We start from the raw sequence: 1,102 nt of genomic DNA, 5'->3' as shown, positions 1-1,102 counted from the left end.
CCGTCACAGAGCCCATGGGATGAGTCCGTCCGGGAAAGGGGAACCTCGGCGTTCAGCCGATTTGTGCAACAGAGCCCGATGAAACTACAATACGAAATTTAACCGAAGAACGGAATCGACTCGCTCATGAACTCCGATACGTGCTAGGCGGCACAATCAAGCACGATTTCGAAGGCCTTTTTCCAAAGCTTGTCTCACTTATCATTAAAATTGACAGGTGGTGGATCTTGAATGTCGAGATCGAAACCGATCCGAACCTAATTGGAAAAGAATTCACCGAACACCAAGTAATTCCTGGGTCGCTGATGCTGTTGCAAGACTTGAACCAAGTCGTACTCGGGCAGGATCACGAGGCTTGGGCCTTCTACCAATAATTTATGTCGATGCTTGAAGGTAAAAAACCTTAACCAGCTTGCTGCGCAACATTGTTGCGAAAGACTCTATCCTCTGGAATTCCCGAATTCGACTTAGTTCCCAAAAAGCAACTTTTGAAGGCCGTATCGCAGCGTCGCGCCTATAAGCGGATGACCTGTTTGGAACGAAGAACTACCTCTCACATTTCGTTCGCTAGCGTGTCGGAAACCTGATGACATTGTCGCCGCGCATGAAGGCGGCAGCGCCTTCGCGTTCGATTTCCTGCACGGCGGCATCTTTGGCGTCCTCGTCGGAGGCGAAGTGATCATCCCAGACATGGCTGGTGCCGTCGCAATCGACGACTTCGAGGATCCAATGCGGATCGGTCTCAAGCCGATAGATTTCAATGGAGAACGGAAGGCCACCGACGGTGATGCGCCGGCTTTTTCCCGAGGTGATGATGTTGGGATCTTCTTCGGCCATCCGGTTACTCATCGTGGGTGTCGATCACCCCACTATGGCTGGTCAGTCATCCGGGTCAATCTCCCGCACTACACACGTCCACCTTCCCCGTTTCGGGGGCATTTTGTTGAGTCTGCGTGAGTCGTTCGCGCACATGCGAAAGCCCCGCATTTCAGCGGGGCGCAAGTCTTTATATAGTTTGATATATTTGGTTGCGGGGGTAGGATTTGAACCTACGACCTTCAGGTTATGAGCCTGACGAGCTACCGGGCTGCTCTACCCCGCG

The 1,102-nt window shown here is 52.3% G+C and carries 1 protein-coding gene and 1 tRNA gene; both read right to left on the bottom strand.

Features of this window, described 5'->3' with window-relative positions:
- Positions 1 to 567 precede the first annotated feature (567 nt).
- Entirely contained in the window at positions 568 to 837 is a 270-nt protein-coding gene (locus ACFOM8_RS22990) for a hypothetical protein (protein WP_377764683.1), read from the bottom strand.
- A gap of 188 nt (positions 838 to 1,025) precedes the next feature.
- Positions 1,026 to 1,102: transfer RNA gene (locus tag ACFOM8_RS22985), tRNA-Met, on the bottom strand.

The sequence above is a fragment of the Paracoccus angustae genome (assembly GCF_042648745.1).
Classification (GTDB): Bacteria; Pseudomonadota; Alphaproteobacteria; order Rhodobacterales; family Rhodobacteraceae; genus Paracoccus; species Paracoccus angustae.
Note: the sequence above shows the minus strand (reverse complement) of the source record. Positions and strands in the feature narration are given on the sequence as shown.